The organism is Streptomyces chrestomyceticus JCM 4735 (assembly GCF_003865135.1).
GTDB lineage: Bacteria > Actinomycetota > Actinomycetes > Streptomycetales > Streptomycetaceae > Streptomyces > Streptomyces chrestomyceticus.
Genome location: NZ_BHZC01000001.1, coordinates 5,594,557 through 5,612,940 on the forward strand (window position 1 = coordinate 5,594,557; position 18,384 = coordinate 5,612,940).

An 18,384-nucleotide genomic window follows, 5' to 3' on the forward strand; every position below is an offset into this window, starting at 1 on the left:
TGTCCCGGTGCCGATCCGGCCGAGGTCAGGCGTTGACTGGGTTGTTTAGTTGTGCTTCATTGTGTGTGTTTGTGTTTGATGGGTGTGACGGTGTGCCCGAGGAGTGCTCCAGTGAAGAAGACGATGACCCGGCTCGCCGACGGCCGGGAGCTCATCTACTACGACCTGCGTGACGACGTGGTGCGCGACGACACCGACCGCCGCCCGCTCGACCCGGTCTCCACCGCCTCCGAGATCCGCCACGACCGCCTGCTCGGGGACGCGGTCGCGGTCGCCTCGCACCGCCAGGGCCGTACGTACCACCCGCCGGCCGACGCCTGCCCGCTGTGCCCCTCCCGGGACGGCCACGGCACCGAGATCCCCGCCGCCGACTACGACGTCGCCGTCTTCGAGAACCGTTTCCCCTCCCTGGCCGGCGACACCGGCCGCTGCGAGGTCGTCTGCTTCACCCCCGACCACGACGCCTCCTTCGCCGCCCTCACCGAGGAACAGGCCGCGCTCGTCCTGGAGGCGTGGACCGACCGCACCGCCGAACTCTCCCAACTCCCCGGCGTCCAGCAGGTCTTCTGCTTCGAGAACCGCGGCGCGGAGATCGGCGTCACCCTCGGCCACCCGCACGGCCAGATCTACGCCTACCCCTTCACCACCCCGCGCACCGAACGGATGCTCGCCCAGCTCGCCGCCCACCGCACGGCGACCGGCGGCCGCAACCTCTTCGACGACGTCCTCGCCGACGAACGCGCCGACGGCCGCCGCGTCGTCCTGGACACCGGGCACTGGACCGCCTTCGTCCCGTACGCCGCGCACTGGCCGTACGAGGTCCACCTCTACCCCAAGCGCCGCGTCCCCGACCTGCTGGCCCTCGGCGAGGACGCGCGCACAGAGTTCCCACAGGTCTATCTGGAAGTCTTGCGGCGCTTCGACCGGATCTTCGGCCCCGGTGAGCCGCCGACCCCGTACATCTCCGCCTGGCACCAGGCGCCGCTGTACGCCGCCGACCGCGGCGAGTTCGCGCTCCACCTCGAGCTTTTCACCGTCCGCCGTACTTCCGGCAAGCTGAAGTTCCTCGCGGGTTCCGAATCCGGCATGAACGTGTTCATCAACGACGTGCCGCCGGAGGCTGCGGCCGAGCGACTGCGAGAGGTAGCGAGCGAGTGAGCAACAAGTACCTGGTCACCGGCGGCGCGGGATACGTGGGCAGCGTCGTCGCGGCCCACCTGGTCGAGGCCGGGCACACCGTCACGGTCCTCGACGACCTGTCCACCGGCCACCGCGAGGGCGTCCCGGCGGGTGCCGAGTTCATCGAGGGCCGCGTCCAGGACGCCGCCCGCCACCTGGACGCCTCCTACGACGCGGTACTGCACTTCGCCGCGTTCTCCCAGGTCGGCGAGTCCGTCACGGACCCCGAGAAGTACTGGCGCAACAACGTCGGCGGCACCATGGACCTGCTTGCCGCGATGCGCGTCGCGGGCGTGCGCACCCTGGTCTTCTCCTCCACCGCCGCCACCTACGGCGAACCGGAGTCGACCCCGATCACCGAGTCCGCGCCCACCGCGCCCACCAGCCCGTACGGCGCCTCCAAGCTCGCCGTCGACCACATGATCGCGGGCGAGTGCGCGGCGCACGGCCTGGCCGCCGTCTCGCTGCGCTACTTCAACGTCGCGGGCGCGTACGGCGCGTACGGCGAACGCCACGACCCCGAGTCGCACCTCATCCCGCTCGTCCTCCAGGTCGCCCAGGGCAAGCGCGCGGCCGTCTCCGTCTACGGCGACGACTACCCGACGCCCGACGGCACCTGCGTACGCGACTACATCCACGTCGCCGACCTGGCGGAGGCCCACCTCCTCGCCCTGACCGCGGCGGCCCCCGGCGAGCACCTGATCTGCAACCTCGGCAACGGCAACGGCTTCTCCGTACGCGAGGTCGTCGAGACCGTCCGCAAGGTCACCGGCCACCCCGTCCCCGAGATCACCGCGGACCGCCGCGGCGGCGACCCCGCCGTCCTGGTCGCCTCCGCACGGACCGCGATCGACCGGCTCGGCTGGCGCCCCAGCCGCACCGACCTGGCCGGCATCGTCGCCGACGCCTGGCGGTTCGCCCGGCAGAGGGAGACCGGCACCCCATGACCGACACCACCGGCCGGACCACGGACCAGGAGCAGCGCGCCCGGGACACCGCCGAGCGCTTCCGCGCGGTGTACGGCGCCGCCCCCACCGGAGTGTGGGCGGCGCCCGGCCGCGTCAACCTGATCGGCGAACACACCGACTACAACGACGGCTTCGTGATGCCGCTCGGCCTGCCGCACACCACCCTCGCCGCCGCCGCGCCCCGCGCCGACGGCGTCCTGCGGGTGCACTCCGGCGACGGCGGCGGCAGCGGTGACGGCCAGACCGTCGAACTGCGGCTGGACGCCCTGCGCCCGGCCCCCGACGGCGGCTGGGCGGCCTACCCCGCGGGCGTCGTCTGGGCGATGCGCGAGGCCGGACTGCCCGTCGGCGGCGCCGACCTCCACTACGACAGCACCGTCCCGGTCGGCGCCGGACTGTCCTCGTCGGCCGCCCTGGAGGTCGTCACCGCCCTCGCCCTGGACGACCTGTACGGACTCGGCCTCGCCCGGCAGCGCCTGGCGCAGCTCGCGCAGCGCGCCGAGAACGCCTTCGTGGGCGTGCCCTGCGGCATCATGGACCAGACCGCCGCGGCCTGCTGCACGGACGGCCACGCGCTGTTCCTGGACACCCGCGACCTCTCCCAGCGGCAGGTTCCGTTCGATTTGGCGGGGGAGGGGCTGCGTCTTCTGGTCGTGGACACCCGGGTGAAACACGAGCTGGGGGACGGCGCGTACGCCCAGCGCCGCGCCATGTGCGAGCGCGGTGCGCGGGCGCTCGGCGTACACGCGCTGCGCGATGTGCCGTACGCACACCTGCCCGCCGTACTGGACGGACTCCCGGCGGAGCATGACGAACCGGGCGACGGGACGGGCGACGGCGGACCCGGTGTCCGCGCCGTCGTACGGCACGTCGTCACCGAGAACCGGCGCGTCGAGGACGTCATCGCCCGTCTGGACGCCGGCGACCCCCGCGCCATCGGCCCGCTGCTGACCGCCGGACACGCCTCGCTGCGCGACGACTTCCGGGTCTCCTGCGCCGAACTGGACCTCGCCGTCGACGCGGCGGTCGCGGCGGGCGCGCTGGGCGCCCGGATGACCGGCGGCGGATTCGGCGGCTCGGCCGTCGTCCTGGTCGAGGAGGCGGACACGGACACCGTCACCGCGCGGGTCACCGGGGCGTTCGCGGCGGCCGGGCACCCGGCGCCACGGATCTTTCCGGCCGTTCCGGGCGCGGGGGCGCGGCGGCTGCGCTGAGGTCCGGCGCCCGGTGCTCACCCCGCTCCGGGCGCCTCCGGCCGGCCGCTCCGGCCGATCGGATTCGGACGAACCTTGTCGACTTGTGCCCCTCGACGGCCGCTGGGCCCCACTGTGAACACTTGGGCCGGGCAGTTTTGCCAATAGCCTTCCGTTGCCGCACCCCGTCCGTACTCTGAGTCCCAGCACCGGTGGGGGCCGGTGCTGATCAGGGGGCGAGACAGTCGGGTACGACGCCCGGGGTGGGGTAGCCAGGCGGCACGGCGGCGGCCGTGCGGCTGCGTCGGCCTTGGTCCCGGGCGCCGTGCCCACTTGGTCCGTTCCCCGAGACAGGGGGTCTCAGTGCAACGCATCCGGGTTCTGGTGGTCGACGACCACCGCATCTTCGCCGAGTCCCTGGCGGCCGCGCTCGCGGCCGAGCAGGACGTGGACGTGGCCGCGGCCGGCAGCGGACCGGCGGCTCTGCGCAGCCTGGAGCGGGCGGCCACGGACGGCCGGCGCTTCGACGTGATGCTCATCGACGCCGACCTCGGCACCGTCGCGGCGCCGCTGGCGTCCGTACCGGACCGGCCCGCGCCGGGCCGCGACAGCACCGCCGACGGCGGCCCGCTGGACGGCATCTCGCTGGTCGCCGGCGTCCGTACGGCCTACCCGTACGTCCGTACCGTCGTGCTCGCCGAGAAGGACGACCCGCGCCGGGCCGCCTTCGCGCTGCAGGCGGGCGCCGGCGGCTGGGTCGCCAAGGACTGCTCGCTCTCCCGCCTGCTCGCCGTCATCCGCGGCGTGCTGCGCGACGAGACGCACCTGCCGCCCGCGCTGCTGACCGGCGTCCTGCGCGAGCTGACGGCCGCACGCAAGCACCGTACGGAGAGCGAGCGGCTGGTGGAGTCGCTGACACCGCGCGAGCGCGAGGTGCTGCGCTGCATGGTGGCGGGCCTGGGCCGCAAGGCGGTCGCCGAGCGGCTGTTCCTGTCCCCGCACACGGTCCGTACGCACATGCAGAACGTGCTCGGCAAGCTCGGTGTCCACTCGACGCTCGCCGCCGTGGCGCTGGCGCGGCGGGCCGGCGTGGGCCCGGTGGAGCTCGAACCGGCCACCGCCGCGGCGTCCGCGCTGACCTGAGACGCGGCGCGGGCCCGCCCGCGCCGCGCCCCAGGGTCCCCGGTCAGCCGCCTGCGGGCACCGCCCCGCGCAGGTCCTTCAGCACGACCGCACCACGGGCCGGCAGCCCTATCCGGTACGTGTGCTCCGCCCGCTCCCCGCGCGTCCCGGCGAGCGCGTCGGCCATCGGGCACGGCAGGGCGATGTCGGCTGCCCGCGTGCCGTGGTTGAGCAGGAAGAGGAAGCGGCCGCCGGGGCCTTCCCGGACGGTGGCCTGCACGCCCTCGGGCAGCCCGGCCAGCACCGGCCGCACGCCCGCCGCCTCCCGTACGCGGTCCGTCAGGGCGCGCATCAGCGGCGGTGCGAGGCGGGTGCCGACGTACGTCACCGTGCCCGCGCCGTAGCCGTGCCGGGTGACGGCCGGGCCGCCCGCCAGGTCACCGTCGGCGAACTCCGCGACGGGCTCGGCGCCTTCCAGACGGACGGCCTCCGACCACAGGTCCGCCGTCCCGGCGGGCAGTTCCCAGCCGCCCGCCGCCCCCGTACGCGCCCGGCCGCCGCCCCGGCCCCGTACCGCCGCCAGGCCCCGCACCCCCACCGTCGCGCCCTCGTCCAGCGGCCAGAACTCCTCCACCCGCAGGCCCAGCAACGACCGCAGCGGCCCCGGACAGCCGCCGGGATGCACCCGGTCGCAGTCGTCCACGACCCCCGAGAAGAACGACACCAGCAGATGGCCGCCACCCCGCACGTACGACGCCAGACGCTGCGCGACGGCCTCCGTCACCAGGTACAGGTTCGGCACGACGACCAGCCGGTAGCCGGACAGGTCACGGTCCGGCGGCACGACGTCGCACGCCACCCCCGCCTCGAACAGCGGCCGGTAGTGCCCCAGCGCCAGCTCCGGCAGGCGCAGCGCCGTCGACGGGTGCGAGTCCAGCTCCAGGGCCCGCCAGTTGTCCCAGTCCGTCACCAGCGCCACCGTCGGCCGCACCACCCGCGTCCCCGCGAGCTCCGGTACGGACGCCAGCTCCCGCCCCAGGTCGCACACCTCGCGGAAGATCCGGGTGTCCGTACCGGCGTGCGGCACCATCGCCGAGTGGAACTTCTCCGCGCCGCCGCGCGACTGCCGCCACTGGAAGAACAGGACCGCGTCCGCGCCCTGCGCGACGGCCTGCCAGCTCCACAGACGCATCGCGCCCGGCGGCTTCGGGCCGTTGCGGGACCGCCAGTTGACCGCGCCGGGCGCCTGCTCCAGCAGCAGCCAGGGCTGCCCGCCGCGCGCCGAACGCATCAGGTCGAAGGTGTACGCGGCCTTGAGGTGCGTCTCCGCGTCGAACGGGTCCTGGTAGAAGTCCAGCGCCATCGCGTCCATGTCACGCGACCACGCGAAGGCGTCCACCGGCTTGTGGAACGGCATCAGGTTCGTGGTCACCGGCATCCCGGGACTCAGGCGCGCCAGCACCTCCCGCTCCGCCAGGTAGCAGTCGCGCAGCGCGTCGTCGCTGAAGCGCAGATAGTCGAGCTGATGCGCCGGGTTGGGGAAGGTGGGCGCGGTACGCGGCGGCAGCACCTCCTCGAAGTCCGTGTACGCCTGTGACCAGAAGGCCGTGGACCAGGCGTCGTTGAGGCGCGCCACACTCCCGTACCGCCCGCGCAGCCACCGCCGGAAGTCCGCGGCGGACACGTCGCAGAAGCACTGGCGGGTGTGGCAGCCGTACTCGTTGCCGACGTGCCACAGGGCCAGCGCCGGATGCCCGGCGTAACGGGCGGCGAGCCGCTCGACGAGCCGGACCGCGTGCTTGCGGTAGACCGGGCTGGACGGACAGTAGTGCTGCCGCCCGCCCGGCCAGCGGCGCTGCCCGTCCGGGCCCTGCGGCAGCACCTCCGGGTGCGCGCGGGTGAGCCAGGGCGGCGGGGAGGCGGTCATGGTGGCCAGGCACACGCGGATGCCCGCGCCGCCGAGGCCGTCCAAGACCCGGTCGAACCAGTCGAAGTCGTACGCCCCGGGCCGGGGCTCGGCCTTCGCCCAGGAGAAGATCCCGGCCGTGACCATGGTGACGTGGGCCTGCTTCATCAGGCCGATGTCCTCTTCCCAGACCTCCTCGGGCCACTGCTCGGGGTTGTAGTCCGCACCGAAATGGATGCCCATCGGGTTCCCTTGGTCGCGAGGTGTGGCGGCACGAGCTGCGGGCGACGCGGTTGCGGGCCGCCCGTACCGTCATGATTCCCGCGGCGGGGCGGCACAGTGCGCACCTCCGGCATTACGGGGACGCCAGCGCCTCGGCGGCCGTCCCTCAGGACGACTCCTTCCGCACGCTCCAGCCCCCGTCCACCACCAGATCGGCGCCGGTCACGAACGACGCGTCGTCGGAGAGCAGGAACGCGATGGCGGTCGCCACCTCCTCCGGACGCCCGAGCCGCCCGGCCGCGGTCGCCTCGGCGCTGGCCCGCCGGTCCGCCTCGCCGACCGCCTCCCAGGCCGCCGTCAGCACCGGGCCCGGCAGCACACTGTTCACCCGCACCTGCGGCCCGTACTCGACCGCGAGCTGGCGCGCCAGACCGGTCAGCCCCGCCTTCGTCGCCGCGTACGCGGGACGGCCCGGCAGCCCGAAGTGCGCCTGCACCGACGAGGTGAGCACGACCGCGCCGCGCCGCTCCCGCAGGTCCGTCAGGACGGCCCGCACGCCCAGGAAGGCCCCGGTCAGGTTCACCGCAAGCTGCCGGTCCCAGTCCGCCGGCGCGGTCACGTCGGCGGGCGCGTGCGGCCCTTGCAGCGCCGCGTTGCTGACCAGCCCGTCCACCGGCCCGTACCGCTGCCGGGCGGCGTGCGCGGCACGTTGCCAGTGGTCCTCGCGGGCCACGTCGCAGTGCTCGTAGGAGGCCCGGCCGCCGAGGGCGCGGATCCGGCGGGCGGTGCGCTCGCCGCGCTCGTCGTCGATGTCCAGGAGCAGCACCCGCGCGCCCTCGGCCGCCAGCCGGTCGGCGGTGGCCGCGCCGATCCCGGCGGCGGCACCGGTCACCAGGACCGTACGCCCGGTGAAGCGGGAACCGTCCGGCGCTCCCGCGGGCCGCCGGTGCCCTTGCCGCCGGGAGCGGCCCTGGTGTCCGTACGGGTCCTGGTGTCCGTACGGGTCCTGCTGCCCGTATGTGATCTCGTGCTGCCCGCGCCGGTCCTCGTGCCCTGGCCCGCCGTCATGCCCCTGCTGGCCCCGCGGGCCGTGCTGGCTCATGGTCGCGATCCAAGCCCAACGGGCGGGGGCGCGGCAAGGGGACGCGACGGGCCCGGCCCGGCCGTCAGCCCGGCGTGTTGTCGAACGGCGCCGTCAACTGCCGCAGCAGCCCGGCCAGTTCGCCGCGCTGCTGAGGGGACAGCTCGGCCAGGATCGCACGCTCCTGGGTGAGCAGCCCGGCCAGCGACTCGTCGGCCGCCTCGCGTCCCTCCGGGGTGAGCCGGACCAGGACACCGCGCCGGTCGCTGGGGTCGGGCAGCCGTTCGACCAGGCCCTTCTTCGCCAGGCGGTCGATGCGGTTGGTCATCGTGCCGGAGGTGACCAGGGTCTGCGTCAGCAGCGCGCCCGGGGAGAGTTGGTACGGGGCCCCTGCGCGGCGCAGCGCGGTGAGCACGTCGAACTCCCAGGGCTCCAGGCCGACCTCGGAGAAGGCGAGGCGGCGCGCGCGGTCGAGGTGTCTGGCCAGCCTGCTGATGCGGCTGAGGACCTCAAGCGGTTCCACGTCGAGGTCCGGGCGCTCCCGGCGCCATGCTGCGACCAGTCGGTCGACCTCGTCCTCCATGCTGATCAGTGTAGTTGGTCTGTCGACATGAAGTCTCTTGGCGTCAAGCCTCTCGATCTCATATCCCTTGACATCGAGATATATTTCCGTGGACTATTGGGCATCGTCGGCGGTGGGCTCACGCTGTGCTCGCGTGGCCTGGACCAACCCTGCGTCAGCCGAAGGGGTTCGAACATGCACGTCGCACCAACCTGGGATCCGCAGCAGTACCTGCGCCACGCCGGACACCGCACACGCCCGTTCCACGACCTGCTCGCCCGCATACCCGAGCTGCCCCACCGCAGCCGCCCCGCCCGCATCGCCGACCTGGGCTGCGGCCCCGGCAACGTCACCGTCCAGCTCGCCGACCGCTGGCCCGACGCGCACATCACCGGCCTGGACAACTCCGCCGACATGCTCAAGGAGGCCGACGTGTACGCCGGCCCCACCCCCGGCGGCGGCCACCTCGACTTCGCCCACGCCGACGCCGCCGACTGGCGCCCCGCCGAACCGTTCGACCTGATCGTCTCCAACGCGGCGCTGCAATGGGTCCCCAACCACCCCGAATCCCTCCCGGCCTGGATCGACGGCCTCACCCCCGGCGGCACCCTCGCCTTCCAGGTCCCCGGCAACTTCACCTCGCCCAGCCACGCCCTGCTCGGCGAACTCTGTGACGAACCCCAGTGGCGCGACCGCCTCGCCCTCCACGGCCGCCGCTTCGTCCACATCCTCGACCCCACCGCCTACCTGGAACGCCTCACCGCGCTCGGCTGCGCCGTGGACGCCTGGGAGACGACCTACGTCCAGCTCCTCCAGGGCGAGGACCCGGTCCTCGACTGGGTCAAGGGCACGGCCCTGCGCCCCGTACTGACCGCCCTGGAGGACGACCCGGCCGCCCGCGACGAATTCCTGTCCCAGTACCGCGACCTGCTCCGCAAGTCCTACCCACCCGGCCCGCACGGCACGGTCTTCCCGTTCCGCCGCATCTTCGTCGTGGCCCACAAGGAACACTGACCCCCGATGAGGTGACGCCATGATCACCGGCCTCGACCACGTCCAGCTCGCCGCGCCCCCCGGCAGCGAAACCATCCTGCGCGCGTTCTACGGCGACGTCCTCGGCCTACGGGAAATCCCGAAGCCGCCGTCGCTCGCCACCCGGGGCGGCCTGTGGTACGAGGCCGGCCCGGCCACCCAACTCCACCTGGGCATCGACCCCGACTTCCACCCGTCCCCCAAGTCCCACCCGGCCTTCCGCGTCACCGGCATCCACACGTACGCGACCCGTCTCACTGACCACGGCGCTCCCGTCACCTGGGACGACAACCTCCCGGGCCATCACCGCTTCTACGCACACGACCCGGTAGGCAATCGACTGGAATTCCTGGAACTCCAGGAACCCCTGGAATGAGCCAAGCCCTTACGGAATGGGCTCCTTGTGGCCGAGCGTCCCCGGAAAATGCCTGACGAAATCGTCCTCACCGGAGACGAACAGCGTTCCCCACGACCCGTCGGAGAACCCGAACTGCATCTCGTTCTTCGGCGCGTGGCGGCGGGTCCACACCACAGCGTCGTGCGGAAAGGAAGCACCCAGCTCGACGGCTTCCCCCAGCCCGCCGAGGACCCGTCGGTACTGCACATAGACGAAACGCATACAGACATCGGTGACGGCCACGACAGCGGCCGCCCCGGTCTTCGACTTAGGCTGCCCGGCAATCAGGAACTGCCCGGCCAGACTGTCCCACCCGCCGAAGAACGGTTCCTTGTCCTTCTGACGCCTGCCCCGCAGCGAAGGATCCTCGACGGAGTTACCCCGCTGCTGGGAAGGCACATCGTTGGTGAACACCCGGAAGACCCGAGCGACGAAACGCGCCCAGCGGTCCCCCTCCTTCTCCTGCCCCACCAGCACCTTGGGCCGTCGCGAATCCGGCGCACTGCTGCTCCCGTCCCGACTGCGGCTGGACGCCAGCGAGCGCGAGACCTCGAAGGCCGCTACGAGCTTCTCGTCCGGCGGCAGCGCGGAAAGGACCTTCTGTTCCAGCTCGGGTGTCATGACGGGTGTCTCGACTCCTTCACGATGCGGTCGACCATCGACTGGTCACGGAACGGGCACTGTATGGCTCAACGTTCCGGGAAAAGCCTTGAGGAAGTCCTCTTCCGGCGCGACCACGACCGTGCCCCAGGACCCGTCGGGAGACACGGGCGAAGGAGGCCCCCAGCTCGACGGTGTCACCGAGGCGGCCGGTCAGACGCCAGCTGGGCACACACACGAAGCGCAGTTGCTTGTCGGTGCGGACCACAGTGGTGGGCAAAGCCCCGCCGATGGGGCGATGGGGCGACCATCAAGGAATGGGATCCTTCTCGGTGAGCGCGCCGGGAAAGAAACGGCGGAAGTATTCTTCGTCCGGCCCCGATGCCACGCCCCACGACCCGTCCGTGAATCCGTACATGTAGTCGAAGAACTGCTTGTCGTGCAGACGGGTCCAGGCGATGGCGGAGCGGTCGAAGGACGCGCCCAGCTCCATCACGCCGGTGATCTCTCCGCCCGAGCGGGGGACCTGCGCGTACACGAACTGGAACGTCCGCTCCGTGAGGACCGCGTACGTCAGCACGCCGACCTCGGAACGGGGCTGCGCCGCCGCCAGCCACTGGCCCGCCAGGCTGTCCCAGCCGCCGAAGAACGGCTTCTTCCGCTGCTGCCGCTTCCGGCGCAGGGCGGGGTCGTTCTCGGTGCGGGCGGTGGACGACGACGGCAGGTCGTTGAGGCCGAGGCGCAGCAGGAGTGTCCCGAGTCTGCCCCGCCGGTCTCCTCGGACGGGTGCCGCGTCCGACAGCACCACGGGCCGTTTCGCCTGCGGCGCGTCGCACCCTTCCTTGCCGGACGGACTGTTCATCGATCGGCCGACGGGGAGAATGCCGACATATCTCTCCCCCTCGGGGAGTGCAGCGGCGAACCGCTGTTCCAGTTCGGGGCGCACGGTTGCGGAACTCCACTTCAGCCGGGAACGGAAGCCGATGCTATCGGGATGTGTTCGCGCGGCGAAGGGAGTTCCAGGGGTGGCTGGAAGCGACCGGGGGTTGGGGCGGGGCTGCTGTGGTCAGGCCCGCCGATGGCCTATCAGCCGGGGCTTCGGTTCCAGGCCGTCCAGGCCGTGCCAGGCGAGGTTCACCAGGTGGGCGGCCACCTCGGACTTCTTCGGTTTGCGGACGTCGAGCCACCACTGGCCGGTCAGGGCGACCATGCCGACCAGGGCCTGGGCGTACAGGGGGGCCAGTTTGGGGTCGAAGCCGCGGGCCTTGAATTCCAGGCCGAGGATGTCTTCGACCTGGGTGGCGATGTCGCTGATCAGGGAGGCGAAGGTGCCGGTGGACTGGGCCACGGGGGAGTCGCGGACCAGGATGCGGAAGCCGTCGGTGTAGGTCTCGATGTAGTCGAGGAGGGCGAACGCGGCCTGTTCGAGGAGTTCGCGGGGGTGGCCGGCGGTCAGGGCGCCGGTGACCATGTCCAGCAACTGGCGCATCTCGCGGTCCACCACGACCGCGTACAGGCCCTCCTTGCCGCCGAAGTGCTCGTAGACGACCGGTTTGGAGACGCCGGCCTTCGCGGCGATCTCCTCGACCGAGGTGCCCTCGAAGCCGCGTTCCGCGAAGAGGGCGCGGCCGATGTCGAGCAGCTGCTCACGGCGCTGGGCGCCCGTCATCCGCACCCTGCGGGTGCGCCGGGTCCCCGCGCCGGAGGGGGCCTTGCCCTGGTTGTCGTTCACGCTGCTGCCGTCGATCGCCACCCGTCAATGATGCCTTCCCCGGCTGTCACCGGCCGGTACCCCCGGGCGCGGCCGCGTCCTGACGCTTCGCGTCGAGGCGGGAGGCGTTCGGCCAGCGCACGTCGTACGCCCAGCCGGCCTTCTCGAACCAGCGGATCAGGCGGGCGCTGGAGTCGAGCTGTCCCTTCATGACGCCGTGCCGGGCGCACGTCGGGTCGGCGTGGTGCAGGTTGTGCCAGGACTCGCCGCAGGAGAGCACCGCGAGCCACCAGACGTTGCCGGAGCGGTCGCGGGACTTGAACGGGCGCTTGCCGACCGCGTGGCAGATGGAGTTGATCGACCACGTGACGTGGTGGAGCAGGCCGACGCGGACCAGGGAGCCCCAGAAGAAGGCGGTGGCCGCGCCCTGCCAGGACAGCGTGACCAGGCCGCCGACCAGGGGCGGGACGAGGAGGGAGACGACGGTCCACAGGACGAACTGGCGGGAGATCCGGCGGATCGCGGGGTCCTTGATCAGGTCCGGCGCGTACTTGTGCTGCGGCGTCTGCTCCTCGTCGAACATCCAGCCGATGTGGGCCCACCACAGGCCCTTCATGAGCGCCGGCACCGTCTCGCCGAACCGCCAGGGGGAGTGCGGGTCGCCCTCGGCGTCGGAGAACTTGTGGTGCTTGCGGTGGTCGGCCACCCAGCGCACCAGCGGCCCCTCGACCGCGAGCGACCCCATGACCGCCAGGGCGATCCGCAGCGGGCGCCTGGCCTTGAAGGCGCCGTGCGTGAAGTAGCGGTGGAAGCCGATGGTGATGCCGTGGCAGCCGATGAAGTACATCGCCGCCATCAGTGCCAGATCGAGCCAGCTCACGCCCCAGCCCCAGGCCAGCGGCACCGCGGCCACCAGCGCCACGAAGGGCAGGGTGATGAACAGCAGCAGGGTGATCTGTTCGACCGAGCGTTTGCTGTCGGTGCCGAGTGTCGCGGACGGCAGGGGGGTTTCGGCGGTTTTCGGCGTTTCTTCGATGACTTCGGGGCTAGCGGTCATGTGGTGTCCCTCGTCGGGGGCTCGGGGCACGGTTACGGCTACGGGACCGTAACCTACGGTCACGTAAGTATGGCAGCGCCGCCAGGACGGGCAAGGGTCCGACAGGTCGGTAACGGGTGGCCGAATTGCGGCAAAACAAGATGGGTGAAGCGTGCAAGTTCCGTCACATCCGGACAGCGGAGAGGTGTGAGCGCCGCCCCGGACAGGTAGGTGCCCAGCAAACGGACAGGGTGATCCGCCGACGCCGCGGAGACCTATCCTGGGGAACGTCGGACAGCGCGGTCCGCGACCCGCTTCCAGCACCGCCGGGCACACCCCCGGCACCCGCTGCGGAGCACCCCTGCCAGCGCCCGGACGTGCTCAGATCACGAAGATCACTGCAAGGAGCCGCACCTGTGAGCAGTGCCGACCCCACCCCCGCCGCGAACGACGAGCGCACCGGCGCCACCGACACCCCGGCCCCCGCCGGCGCCGCACGCGACAACGGGCCCCTGCGCGCCGACATCCGCCGCCTCGGCGACCTCCTCGGCGAGACCCTCGTCCGCCAGGAAGGCCAGGAGCTGCTGGACCTCGTCGAACAGGTGCGCGCCCTGACCCGCACCGACGGCGAGGCCGCCGCCCGGCTCCTCGGCGACACCGACCTCGCCACCGCCGCCAAGCTGGTCCGCGCCTTCTCCACCTACTTCCACCTCGCCAACGTCACCGAGCAGGTGCACCGCGGCCGCGAACTGCGCGCCCGGCGCGCCGCCGAAGGCGGCATCCTCGCCCGCACCGCCGACATGCTCAAGGACGCCGACCCCGAGCACCTGCGCGCCACCGCCGCCAACCTCGGCGTCCGGCCCGTCTTCACCGCCCACCCCACCGAAGCCGCCCGCCGCTCCGTCCTCACCAAGCTCCGCAAGGTCGCCGAGCTGCTGGACCGTACGGACACCGGCGAACGCCGCCGCGCCGACCTGCGCCTCGCCGAGAACATCGACCTCATCTGGCAGACCGACGAACTGCGCGTCGCCCGCCCGGAGCCCACCGACGAGGCCCGCAACGCCATCTACTACCTCGACGAGCTGGGCCGCGGCGCCGTCGGCGACATCCTCGAAGACCTCGCCGCCGAACTGGAACGGGCGGGCGCCCAGCTCCCGCCCGGCACCCGCCCCCTCACCTTCGGCACCTGGATCGGCGGCGACCGCGACGGCAACCCCAACGTCACCCCCCAGGTCACCTGGGACGTCCTGATCCTCCAGCACGAACACGGCATCACCGACGCCCTCGAACACATCGACGAGCTGCGCGGCGCCCTCTCCAACTCCATCCGCAACTGCGGCGCCACCGACGAACTGCTCGCCTCCCTCCAGCAGGACCTCGACGCCCTCCCCGAGATCAGCCCCCGCTACAAGCGGCTGAACGCCGAGGAGCCCTACCGCCTCAAGGCCACCTGCATCCGCCAGAAGCTCGTCAACACCCGCGAACGCCTGGCCAACGACACCCCCCACGTCCCGGGCCGCGACTACCTCGGCACCGAAGGGCTCATCGAGGACCTCACCCTCATCCAGACCTCGCTGCGCGAGCACCGCGGCGGCCTCGTCGCCGACGGCCGCCTGGAGCGCACGATCCGCACCATCTCCGCCTTCGGCCTCCAGCTCGCCACCATGGACGTCCGCGAACACGCCGACGCCCACCACCACGCCCTCGGCCAGCTCTTCGACCGCCTCGGCGAGGAATCCTGGCGCTACACCGACATGCCGCGCGACTACCGCCGCAAGCTCCTCGCCAAGGAACTGCGCTCGCGCCGCCCCCTCGCCCCCAGCCCCGCCCCCCTGGACGAGGCCGGCGCCAAGACCCTCGGCGTCTTCCGCACCATCCTCAAGGCCAAGGAGACCTTCGGCCCCGAGGTCGTGGAGTCCTACATCATCTCCATGTGCCAGGGCTCCGACGACGTCTTCGCCGCCACCGTCCTGGCCCGCGAGGCCGGCCTGATCGACCTGCACGCCGGCTGGGCCAAGATCGGCATCGTGCCGCTCCTGGAGACCACCGACGAGCTGAAGATCGCCGACCAGCTCCTGGACGAGATGCTCGCCGACCCCTCCTACCGGCGCCTGGTCGCCCTGCGCGGCGACGTCCAGGAGGTCATGCTCGGCTACTCCGACTCCTCCAAGTTCGGCGGCATCACCACCAGCCAGTGGGAGATCCACCGCGCCCAGCGCCTGCTGCGCGACGTCGCCCACCGGCACGGCGTACGGCTGCGCCTCTTCCACGGCCGCGGCGGCACCGTCGGCCGCGGCGGCGGCCCCTCCCACGACGCGATCCTCGCCCAGCCCTACGGCACCCTCGAAGGCGAGATCAAGGTCACCGAACAGGGCGAGGTCATCTCCGACAAGTACCTGGTCCCCTCCCTCGCCCGGGAGAACCTGGAACTGACCGTCGCCGCCACCCTCCAGGCGTCCGCGCTGCACACCGCGCCCCGCCAGTCCGACGAGGCACTGGCCCGCTGGGACGCCGCCATGGAGACCGTCTCCGACGCCGCCCACGGCGCGTACCGCAAGCTGGTCGAGGACCCCGACCTGCCCGCGTACTTCTTCGCGTCCACCCCCGTCGACCAGCTCGCCGAACTCCACCTCGGCTCCCGGCCCTCCCGCCGCCCCGACTCGGGCGCCGGACTGGACGGCCTGCGCGCCATCCCGTGGGTCTTCGGCTGGACCCAGTCCCGGCAGATCGTCCCCGGCTGGTTCGGCGTGGGTACGGGCCTCAAGGCCGCCCGCGAAGCCGGACTCGACGTCGTCCTCGACGAGATGCACGAGCACTGGCACTTCTTCCGCAACTTCCTGTCCAACGTCGAAATGACCCTGGCCAAGACCGACCTGCGGATCGCCCGGCACTACGTCGACACCCTCGTCCCCGACGAGCTCAAGCACGTCTTCGACACGATCAAGGCCGAGCACGAACTGACCGTGCAGGAAGTCCTGCGCGTCACGGGCGAGAGCGAACTGCTCGAATCCAACCCGGTGCTCAAGCAGACGTTCCACATCCGCGACGCCTACCTGGACCCGATCTCCTACCTCCAGGTCACCCTGCTGCACCGCCAGCGGGCCGCCGCGGAGCGGGGCGAGGAAGCGGACCCCGTACTGGCACGGGCGCTCCTGCTGACCGTGAACGGAGTGGCAGCGGGGCTCCGCAACACCGGGTGAGCCGGACGGCCGACCGGTAGGACACGCATCGTCGGCCGGGGCTCAGGTCCCGGCCGACAGCCGTATCCGGGTACGGAAACCCCACCGACAGCCGTACGCGGACACGAACCCTCGGCTACAACGCCGCGAACGTAGCCCCCAGCAACACGGCACCCAACGCCCCATCACCCAGGCCGTACGCCGCAGCTTCATACCGCCCGCAACCACCAGGGCCGCCAGCAGCAGCGACCCCGCGAACGGCACCCACGCATGCAGCACGCCACCCGCGCCGATGCGCACCGCCCGGTCCGTCCCCGGCTTCACGGTCACTTCGACATGCTCACCCTTGTCCGGAGCGGCCGCAGAGGCTATCGACACCTGGGTCCGGCGCCGACTGCCCTCCAGAGGCAGGTACGGGCCCGTGCACCGGTCCTCGTGGCAGGCCGTCACCGTCATCGTCCCGCGCTCCCGCGCCTCCACGAGCATCGCGTACTGCGCCGTGTTCCACGACGTCCACACACCCGCCACCAGCAGCAGCAGCGCCAGCGCGCCCATCAGCCCCACACGGGCGACGAGCAGCAACCCGTAGGCGCTCTCCCCCATCCGGCGGGTACGGCTGCGTTTGACGGGGCGGCTGCGCTTCTTGCTGCTCGGGCGGCTCTTGGGCATGGCGGCGATCCTTGGCCATATGACTGCGCGCGGTCAACCTGAGGCATCGGGACAGCACCCCCGCCGCCTCCGGGACCCCGCCCGCCGGCCTCAGGAGTTGTACGTGCTCTGCGCCCGCTCCAGACCGTCCAGCACCAGCGCCTCCACCGCGTCCGCCGCCCGGTCCACGAAGTAGTCCAGCTCCTTGCGCTCCGCACCGGAGAAGTCCTTCAGGACAAAATCCGCCACCTGCATCCGCCCCGGAGGACGGCCGATACCGAACCGCACCCGGTGATAATCCGGCCCCAGCGACTTCGTCATCGACTTCAGACCGTTGTGCCCGTTGTCGCCACCGCCCAGCTTCAGCCGCAGCGCCCCGTAATCGATGTCCAGCTCGTCGTGCACCGCGACGATGTTCGCCACCGGAACCTTGTAGAAGTCCCGCAGCGCCGTCACCGGACCACCCGACAGATTCATGTACGTCATCGGCTTGGCCACCACCACCCGCCGGCTCCCCGGCCCCGGCGGACCGATCCGGCCCTCCACGACCTGCGCCCGCGCCTTGTGCGCCTTGAACCGCCCCCGCATCCGCTCCGCGAGCAGATCCGCCACCATGAACCCCACGTTGTGGCGGTTGGCCGCGTACTCCGGGCCGGGGTTGCCCAGCCCCGCGATCAGCCAGGGGCCCTCGGCGTCCGTCGTCATCCTCATGTCTCCTTGCAGCGACCCACCCTGAAACGGCTCAACCGCCGCCCCGCACCGTGAGTGCGGGGCAGCGGTTGACAGTAACGCGTGTTACGGAAGCGATCAGCCCTCGGCGGACTCGTCGCCCTCGCCCGCCGCCGGCGCCTCGGCCTGCGCCGCGACGACCTGGAGCACCACGGTCTCCTCGTCGATCGCCAGCGTCGAACCGGCCGGCAGGGTGATGTCCTTGGCGTGCACCGAGTCACCGGCGTCCAGGCCCGCCACGGAGACGGTCACCGACTCCGGGATGTGGGTGGCCTCGGCCTCCAGCGGCAGGGTGTTCAGCAGGTGCTCCAGCAGGTTCGCACCCGGCGCCAGGTCGCCCTCGACGTGGATCGGCACCTCGACGGTGACCTTCTCGCCCTTCTTGACGGCCAGGAAGTCCACGTGGACCAGGAAGCCACGGATGGCCTCACGCTGCACGGCCTTGGGGATGACCAGCTCGCTGTCGCCGTCCACGTCCAGGCGGATCAGCGCGTTCGGGGTCTTCAGGGCCATCATCAGCGCGTGGTTGTGGATGGCGACGTGCTTCGGGGCGTCACCGTGGCCGTAGATCACGGCGGGGACCATGTCCTCGCGGCGCGAACGGCGGGCGGCACCCTTGCCGAAGTCGGTACGGATCTTGGCTTCGAGCTTGATCTCGGCCATGGCGGCACTCCTCGTAGTCGGCACGGTCGACGGACGACCGGACGGATCTGTGGGGCGTCACCCGGCCCACGACAGACCTGCTACGAAGAGCGCGTCGATAACGGACCGCCGCACCACAGAAAAGTGCGGCCTCCCTCGCCGAGCAACTCCACGAGT

17 protein-coding genes are annotated in these 18,384 nt (G+C 71.9%); 7 read left to right on the top strand and 10 right to left on the bottom strand.

Translation table 11 applies throughout. From position 1 onward, the window contains the following. Positions 1–111: 111 nt before the first annotated feature. The 4 genes from galT (at position 112) to EJG53_RS24315 (ending at position 4,483) form a co-directional block, all read left to right on the top strand. Complete coding sequence (gene galT / locus EJG53_RS24300; RefSeq protein WP_125046536.1) at positions 112–1,158, top strand: galactose-1-phosphate uridylyltransferase; 1,047 nt, start codon at positions 112–114, stop codon at positions 1,156–1,158. Then, positions 1,155–2,126: a UDP-glucose 4-epimerase GalE gene (galE, locus tag EJG53_RS24305; protein ID WP_125046537.1), complete on the top strand. Its 972-nt coding sequence runs from the start codon at positions 1,155–1,157 to the stop codon at positions 2,124–2,126. Before galT ends, galE begins: the two co-directional genes overlap by 4 nt. Beyond that, positions 2,123–3,361 carry a galactokinase gene (galK, locus tag EJG53_RS24310; protein ID WP_125046538.1) on the top strand — a complete coding sequence of 413 codons (1,239 nt, stop codon included), beginning with the start codon at positions 2,123–2,125 and terminating at the stop codon, positions 3,359–3,361. The genes galE and galK overlap by 4 nt, the downstream gene beginning before the upstream one ends. 342 nt (positions 3,362–3,703) lie before the next feature. Then, positions 3,704–4,483 carry a response regulator transcription factor gene (locus EJG53_RS24315; protein ID WP_032927488.1) on the top strand — a complete coding sequence of 260 codons (780 nt, stop codon included), beginning with the start codon at positions 3,704–3,706 and terminating at the stop codon, positions 4,481–4,483. Positions 4,484–4,526: 43 nt separating this feature from the next. Here EJG53_RS24315 and EJG53_RS24320 read toward each other — a convergent pair whose 3' ends face one another. The 3 genes from EJG53_RS24320 to EJG53_RS24330 form a co-directional block, all read right to left on the bottom strand. Further along, positions 4,527–6,611: a beta-galactosidase gene (locus tag EJG53_RS24320; RefSeq protein WP_125046539.1), complete on the bottom strand. Its 2,085-nt coding sequence runs from the start codon at positions 6,609–6,611 to the stop codon at positions 4,527–4,529. 145 nt (positions 6,612–6,756) lie between these two features. Continuing rightward, a complete protein-coding gene (locus EJG53_RS24325; RefSeq protein WP_244955308.1) occupies positions 6,757–7,692 on the bottom strand; it encodes an SDR family NAD(P)-dependent oxidoreductase in 936 nt (311 codons plus the stop codon). A 64-nt stretch (positions 7,693–7,756) separates the two neighbouring features. Then, complete coding sequence (locus tag EJG53_RS24330; protein ID WP_031006950.1) at positions 7,757–8,254, bottom strand: MarR family winged helix-turn-helix transcriptional regulator; 498 nt, start codon at positions 8,252–8,254, stop codon at positions 7,757–7,759. 174 nt (positions 8,255–8,428) lie between these two features. Between EJG53_RS24330 and EJG53_RS24335 the strand changes: the two genes are divergently transcribed. Together EJG53_RS24335 and EJG53_RS24340 are read left to right on the top strand one after the other, a co-directional pair. Continuing rightward, positions 8,429–9,247, top strand: coding sequence for a trans-aconitate 2-methyltransferase (locus tag EJG53_RS24335; protein WP_125046540.1), 819 nt, complete (start codon positions 8,429–8,431; stop codon positions 9,245–9,247). 19 nt (positions 9,248–9,266) lie between these two features. Continuing rightward, complete coding sequence (locus EJG53_RS24340; RefSeq protein ID WP_125046541.1) at positions 9,267–9,641, top strand: VOC family protein; 375 nt, start codon at positions 9,267–9,269, stop codon at positions 9,639–9,641. A 9-nt stretch (positions 9,642–9,650) separates the two neighbouring features. On the opposite strand, the gene EJG53_RS24345 is transcribed toward EJG53_RS24340, so the two are convergent. From EJG53_RS24345 to EJG53_RS24360, 4 genes are all read right to left on the bottom strand, one after another. Continuing rightward, entirely contained in the window at positions 9,651–10,283 is a 633-nt protein-coding gene (locus EJG53_RS24345; RefSeq protein WP_125046542.1) for a hypothetical protein, read from the bottom strand. 289 nt (positions 10,284–10,572) lie between these two features. Further along, positions 10,573–11,208, bottom strand: a complete 636-nt coding sequence (locus EJG53_RS24350; protein WP_125046543.1) for a hypothetical protein — start codon at positions 11,206–11,208, stop codon at positions 10,573–10,575. A 120-nt stretch (positions 11,209–11,328) separates the two neighbouring features. After that, positions 11,329–12,015 (bottom strand): TetR/AcrR family transcriptional regulator, encoded by a 687-nt coding sequence (locus tag EJG53_RS24355; RefSeq protein WP_031006966.1) that lies wholly within the window; start codon positions 12,013–12,015, stop codon positions 11,329–11,331. 25 nt (positions 12,016–12,040) lie between these two features. Continuing rightward, positions 12,041–13,030 carry an acyl-CoA desaturase gene (locus EJG53_RS24360; protein WP_125046544.1) on the bottom strand — a complete coding sequence of 330 codons (990 nt, stop codon included), beginning with the start codon at positions 13,028–13,030 and terminating at the stop codon, positions 12,041–12,043. Positions 13,031–13,425: 395 nt separating this feature from the next. Here EJG53_RS24360 and ppc point away from each other — a divergent pair, with 395 nt between their 5' ends. Next, positions 13,426–16,209, top strand: coding sequence for a phosphoenolpyruvate carboxylase (gene ppc, locus EJG53_RS24365; RefSeq protein WP_371858721.1), 2,784 nt, complete (start codon positions 13,426–13,428; stop codon positions 16,207–16,209). Positions 16,210–16,251: 42 nt separating this feature from the next. On the opposite strand, the gene EJG53_RS24370 is transcribed toward ppc, so the two are convergent. The 3 genes from EJG53_RS24370 to EJG53_RS24380 form a co-directional block, all read right to left on the bottom strand. Beyond that, positions 16,252–16,857, bottom strand: a complete 606-nt coding sequence (locus EJG53_RS24370; protein WP_307721696.1) for a hypothetical protein — start codon at positions 16,855–16,857, stop codon at positions 16,252–16,254. Positions 16,858–16,947: 90 nt separating this feature from the next. Further along, positions 16,948–17,541 (bottom strand): aminoacyl-tRNA hydrolase, encoded by a 594-nt coding sequence (pth, locus tag EJG53_RS24375; RefSeq protein ID WP_125046545.1) that lies wholly within the window; start codon positions 17,539–17,541, stop codon positions 16,948–16,950. Positions 17,542–17,643: 102 nt separating this feature from the next. After that, positions 17,644–18,228, bottom strand: a complete 585-nt coding sequence (locus EJG53_RS24380) for a 50S ribosomal protein L25/general stress protein Ctc (RefSeq protein WP_125046546.1) — start codon at positions 18,226–18,228, stop codon at positions 17,644–17,646. Between the last annotated feature and the right edge of the window lie 156 nt (positions 18,229–18,384).

Bases quoted from the DNA above. Each gene is read 5' to 3' on its own strand.
- EJG53_RS24325 (WP_244955308.1), bottom strand. From the start codon at position 7,692: ATGAGCCAGCACGGCCCGCGGGGCCAGCAGGGGCATGACGGCGGGCCA.
- pth (WP_125046545.1), bottom strand. From the start codon at position 17,541: ATGACGACGGACGCCGAGGGCCCCTGGCTGATCGCGGGGCTGGGCAAC.
- EJG53_RS24380 (WP_125046546.1), bottom strand. From the start codon at position 18,228: ATGGCCGAGATCAAGCTCGAAGCCAAGATCCGTACCGACTTCGGCAAG.
- EJG53_RS24360 (WP_125046544.1), bottom strand. From the start codon at position 13,030: ATGACCGCTAGCCCCGAAGTCATCGAAGAAACGCCGAAAACCGCCGAA.
- EJG53_RS24330 (WP_031006950.1), bottom strand. From the start codon at position 8,254: ATGGAGGACGAGGTCGACCGACTGGTCGCAGCATGGCGCCGGGAGCGC.
- EJG53_RS24340 (WP_125046541.1), top strand. From the start codon at position 9,267: ATGATCACCGGCCTCGACCACGTCCAGCTCGCCGCGCCCCCCGGCAGC.
- EJG53_RS24335 (WP_125046540.1), top strand. From the start codon at position 8,429: ATGCACGTCGCACCAACCTGGGATCCGCAGCAGTACCTGCGCCACGCC.
- EJG53_RS24320 (WP_125046539.1), bottom strand. From the start codon at position 6,611: ATGGGCATCCATTTCGGTGCGGACTACAACCCCGAGCAGTGGCCCGAG.
- EJG53_RS24370 (WP_307721696.1), bottom strand. From the start codon at position 16,857: ATGCCCAAGAGCCGCCCGAGCAGCAAGAAGCGCAGCCGCCCCGTCAAA.
- galK (WP_125046538.1), top strand. From the start codon at position 2,123: ATGACCGACACCACCGGCCGGACCACGGACCAGGAGCAGCGCGCCCGG.
- EJG53_RS24345 (WP_125046542.1), bottom strand. From the start codon at position 10,283: ATGACACCCGAGCTGGAACAGAAGGTCCTTTCCGCGCTGCCGCCGGAC.